Raw genomic sequence first — 4,810 nt, forward strand, 5'->3', positions numbered from 1 at the left:
CGCGGAGACCTCGGTCCAAGCGCCCCCCCGCCCACCCCCCCCCCCCCCCCCCCCCCCCCCCTCCCCCCGCCCCCCCCCCCCCCCCCCCCCCCCCCCCCCCCCCCCCCCCCCCCCCCCCCCCCCCCCCCCCCCCCCCCCCCCCCCGGGACCGGCGTATGTCTGCCGAAAGGCCCGGTCAGTCGCTGCGCCGGATCTGCGTGAGGGAGGCGGCCGCGGCGAGGAACAGCCAGGTGGTGACGATGAAGGGCCAGCTCAGGGTGCGTCCGCCGAACGGCGCGAAGTAGGCGTTCAAAGCGGCCGTCAGCACCGTCGTGACGGCCACCGCCACCATCGTGTAGAGCGCGTTCGGCACCGTCCTGGCCAGGAACATGCCGCCCATCGCGACGGCCACGAGGACCGCGTTGTAGCCGTAGACACCCGCGGCGACCCCGGCCGGCGGAGCGCCCAGGGCCCAGGACAGGGCCACCGCCAGGGCGCTGCCGGCGACGGCGGCAAGCCCATGGCGGATCCCGCCGACGAACAGCCCCACCAGCATGATCGCACCGACGTACCAGTGCGCCGAGAGGCCGACCTGGGAGATGTTGGCGAAGAACCCGTGCCACAGGTCGGTCCAGGTGTACTTGACGCCGGGGACCGCGGCGAGCGGCAGCGCCGCGGAACTGCCGCCGGGCCAGACCCGGGTGAAGGCCGGGGCCGCCGCCAGTACCACCCCGACGACCACGCAGAACGGCGCGGTCAGCACCGGCAGCCGCCAGGGCGCCACCATGGCGGTCAGCGCCGAGTAGGCCAGTACGCAGACGACGGCGCCGCCGATGGTCAGCGCGTACGTCGAGGGGTGGGGGCCCAGGAAGACGTACAGGGCGATGCCCGTCAGGCAGCCGCTGAAGCCCTGCGTTCCCAGGTCGATGGTGCGTCGCTCCACGCCCATCGCGTACGCGGCCGCGGTGGAGACCGCGGCGCCCAGCAGCCCGAAGACGCCCGCCTGCCAGCTGCCCACGAAGACCGCGAGCATGAACAGGACGCCGGTCCAGACGTTCGTCAGCAGGCTGAGCTGGCCGAAACTGCGGACCAGCTGTGCCGTGAGGCGCATCGGGCCGGGGAGGGCGGCAGCCTCCGCGGTGGTCTCGGGTGCGGCCGGCTTCCATGTGTCGGGGGTGGTCACGGTGCCTCCTGGGCGGTCCGGGTGCGCTGCTGCCGTGTCCGCTGCGGAAGGTGGGGCCGCGGCCGCACGGACCGCGGCGCGCCACCGCGTCCGGCCCTAGGGCAGGACACCTTGCAGGGCATGTGTCGAGGGCGGGGCGGGGGTCGTCGCGGTGGCCTGGGCCGACGCGGTGGCGGATGCCGGCGCGGTGGCGTGCGCGGGTTGCGGTGCGTACGGCGCCGGCGAGACGTCGGGGTCGTCGTCGGATACGGGTCGGGCGTCAGAAACGAGCTTGTGCACCGGAGTTGGCGCGATCTGCCACGCCCCGCCCTCTTCGCGCAGGGCGAGTACGTGCCCGCTCCCCGTGTGCGCCCCCGGCCCCGAGAACCAGCGGGCGTCGCTCGGGTCCCACCAGCGGTCGCCGACCCGCAGCACCTCGTGGTAGACCACGGTCCGCCCGATCCACGCGTCGCTGACCTGCGCCTCGTTCCACACGGCCCGCCAGTGTTCGGGGGCCATCGGCGGGGTCAGCACGGCGGCGCGGGCGCGGGTGTGCGGTACGGACTTCCGGGTCAGCAGCGCCGCCGCCACATCGGCGTGCACCCCGCAGTCGCCGATGAGGTCGCCGTGGTCCACCAGGTCGCACCAGTGCGTCGGCCACGGCACCGGCCCCCACCGGAAGAGCCCGGGGACCGCGGCGAGCGCGGTCCCCGTATCCCCGAAGTGTGTGAGCTGGGCGAACACGCTGTGTCTGACCATCTGGCAGCACGCCTTGGCGTGGCCGGCCACCCGGGACAGGCCGATCCGGTCGAACCGCTTCAGGTCTGCGATCAATCCGCTCATCACTGCCCCAGTTCCCGCGGCGCTCTGCCGCGCCCGAAGTCGTAGGCCATCGAGGTGTCGTAGCCGCCGCACATGCCGAACGCGAGGTAGTCGCCCTCCTGCACGTCGGTGAGGTCCAGCCGGACCGACAGCACGTCGTGTTCCATACAGGACCGGCCGAGAATCCAGCTCCAGCCGGGCCGCAGCGGCACCCACCGGGAGCCGTCGAACCGGGCCACGGGGTGCGGATGGAAGGGCGCCTCGGGCATATCGCCTTCGGCCGCGTCGACGACGATGTCGTAGCCGCGGTGCGACGCCCGGCGGGCCAGGACCTGTGTCACGACCGCGGCCGACGGCTGGGTGAGGAGCTTGCCCGGCTCCATCACCAGCAGGGGGTCCCCCTCGCGTGCGGCGGCGGGCCCGTGCGCGAGCACGTACTCCAGCGAGGGGCGCAGATACGACAGGTCGTCGACGTGCCACCCGCCGCCGAAGTCCAGTACGGCCGGGGGCCCGCCCAGCTGGTCCGCCAGCGGATCGGCCGCGCTGAGCGCCGCCACGCACTCGCGCTGCCAGCGCGGCGCGCCCAGGACGCTCTGGGCGAAGTGGAAGTGCATTCCCCACCCGGCCCCGAGCCGCTTCGCGAGCGAGCCGAGCAGCCGGGACGTCTCCGCCATGGTGTCGCGCTCGTGCAACGGGACGCCGAAGCGGCTGACGAGTCCGGCGGGCGCGACACGGACCCCGACGACCTCGGCTTCCAGCTGGAAGCCGCTGTCCAACAGGGAGTGCAGACTGCTCAGTTCGGCCACGGAGTCGGCGAAGAAGGCGAAGCAGCGGACGCGGTCGGTGGCGGGCCACCACTTCGCGGGCCCGTTGAGGATCGCCCGCTCCGCCGCCATGCCGTGCCGCTCGGCCGCCTGCAGCTCGTCCAGGCTGATCGCCTCGGCGACCAGCCCCAGCCGCGCGGCCTCCCGCAGCACCGCGGGCTGGGGGCAGGTCTTCACGCTGTGCGCGAGGAGCACCCGGCCGACTCCCTCGACCTCCTGCCGCAGGGCCCGGACCCGCTCGGTGAACAGGGGAAGGAGGATCTGCCGGTACGGAGTGGCCGCGCTCCCCGGCGGATCGAGCAGCTCCTCGAAGCCGTCCGTGCGCATGGCCGGTCCTTCGGTACGCGCGGCCCGCTCTTCCGTCGGCCCGACCGCTCCCGCACCGCCCGCGGCCCATCCGTCCGCGGGCCCGGCCGGCGACTCGGTGGCAAGGGCCGCCCCCACCACGCCCGTGCGTTCCGCCGTCTCCGCCGTTTCCCCCGCTCCCACGCACTCGGCCGCTCCTGCGGCGGGCGTCGGGTTCAGGTTCGGATGGCCGTCGATCGGCTCCTCGTCGTTCGTGGGCGGGACCAGGCACCGCTGGCCCAGCGACGGCATACCGGAATGCCGCTTGTCGCCCGGCCGGGAGATCCCGCCCGCGACCCAGGCGATGGGGGTGATGCCCAGGTCCGGGTGCACCGGGATCTCCTCCACCACGCGGGTGAAGCCCGGTGTGAGCCGTCTGCCGCGGTCGGCGGGCTCTCCGGTCACCAGGGCGGCGGGCAGGTTCGCGCCGCATACGGAGGCGCCGTGGATCCAGGCCGGCAGCCGCGGGTTGATCTCCATGAGCGTGAGCTCGCCGCTCCAGCTGCGGATCAGCTCCAGCTCACCGCCGCCGTTCCACATCGCCTCGGCGAGCAGTTCCGCCAGCCGGGCGTGCATGGCCGCGTCCAGCTCGGCGACCTCGCCGGCCCAGGTCTTGCCCTCGGTCGTGACCATCGCCTTCGTGATGAAGACCGCGTCCAGCAGCCGGCCGTCCAGCGCGGAGAACGCGATGCTGCACTCCTGGCCGGCGACATGCGCCTCCAGGTGCCAGTTGCCGCCCCAGGTCCGCTGGACGACGTCGCCCAGTGCCAGCGCGGCCCCGGCGGTGTGGGCCCGGTACGCGTCGTAGTGCTGGCCCTTGACCCACACCCCGTACGGGGACCGGCGGATGAACTGGTCGACGGCCTGCCAGCTGGTGTCGGTCTCGTACTCCGGGGCGCGCAGCCCGAGCCGCCGCGCCGCTTCGACAGGGGGTTTGCCCACCAGCTCCAGTGCGGTCTTCGGGGGCCCCAGGATCCGGCCGTGGGACCCCAGTTCCCGTGCCAGCAGCCGGACTTCGAGATCCAGACAGGGGATCAGGACCGCGTCCTCGGGCTCCAGGAGGCGGTCCATCTGCTCGACCCAGGTGGCCAGGTGCGCCTCGCGCCACGCGGGGAGGCAGACCAGGTCGTCGAGGAGCCCCGAGTGCAGTCCGGAACTCTCCCGCGAATAGTCCAGACCGACGATGCGGAGGTCGGGCCGGGCCAGGCGCAGCGACCGGGCCACGCTCAGCCCCGGCGAGGGGTTCGGGCCGCTGTGCATACCGCTGACGAAGACCGTGCCCACTTTTGTCGCGGGACCGTGGGGGCCGTCCACGACATCCGAGCACGTGGCGGCCCCCGGCGATGCCCCGGGATTGGTGGCACCGCTGCTGGCGCCCGCTGACTCGTGTTTGTCCTCTTGAAGCCCCATGCCGACATCATCAGCAGAGGTCTGTGTGCCCGCACCCGGTGACGGCCGCGAGGGTGAGAGGCCCCCACCGGCCGTCGGGCCCGCGGCCGCGGATCAGGACCGGCGCGGCGGCTCTCCCCCGGCCGGCCGGGTGAATTCCCCTCGCTCCGCCCGGCGTTCAGCACGACGCCAGGCCGGGGGGGGGGGGGGGGGGGGGGGGGGGGGGGGGGGGGGGGGGGGGGGGGGGGGGGGGGGGGGGGGGGGGGGGGGGGGGGGGGGGGGGGGGGGG

3 protein-coding genes are annotated in these 4,810 nt (G+C 74.5%); all 3 read right to left on the minus strand.

Annotated features, from left to right (window positions below; translation table 11 throughout):
- Window positions 1-175 precede the first annotated feature (175 nt).
- Window positions 176-1,162 carry an urea transporter gene (locus ACZ5XZ_RS38930; RefSeq protein WP_468987186.1) on the minus strand — a complete coding sequence of 329 codons (987 nt, stop codon included), beginning with the start codon at window positions 1,160-1,162 and terminating at the stop codon, window positions 176-178.
- Window positions 1,163-1,258: 96 nt separating this feature from the next.
- Complete coding sequence (locus tag ACZ5XZ_RS38935; protein ID WP_468987188.1) at window positions 1,259-1,984, minus strand: hypothetical protein; 726 nt, start codon at window positions 1,982-1,984, stop codon at window positions 1,259-1,261.
- Entirely contained in the window at window positions 1,984-4,542 is a 2,559-nt protein-coding gene (locus ACZ5XZ_RS38940; protein WP_468987190.1) for a hypothetical protein, read from the minus strand. The genes ACZ5XZ_RS38935 and ACZ5XZ_RS38940 overlap by 1 nt, the downstream gene beginning before the upstream one ends.
- Window positions 4,543-4,810: the final 268 nt, after the last annotated feature.

It is taken from the genome of Streptomyces sp. NPDC033270, assembly GCF_055576575.1.

Coding starts and splice junctions, on each gene's coding strand:
- ACZ5XZ_RS38935 (WP_468987188.1), bottom strand. CDS start 1,984: ATGAGCGGATTGATCGCAGACCTGAAGCGGTTCGACCGGATCGGCCTG.
- ACZ5XZ_RS38940 (WP_468987190.1), bottom strand. CDS start 4,542: ATGGGGCTTCAAGAGGACAAACACGAGTCAGCGGGCGCCAGCAGCGGT.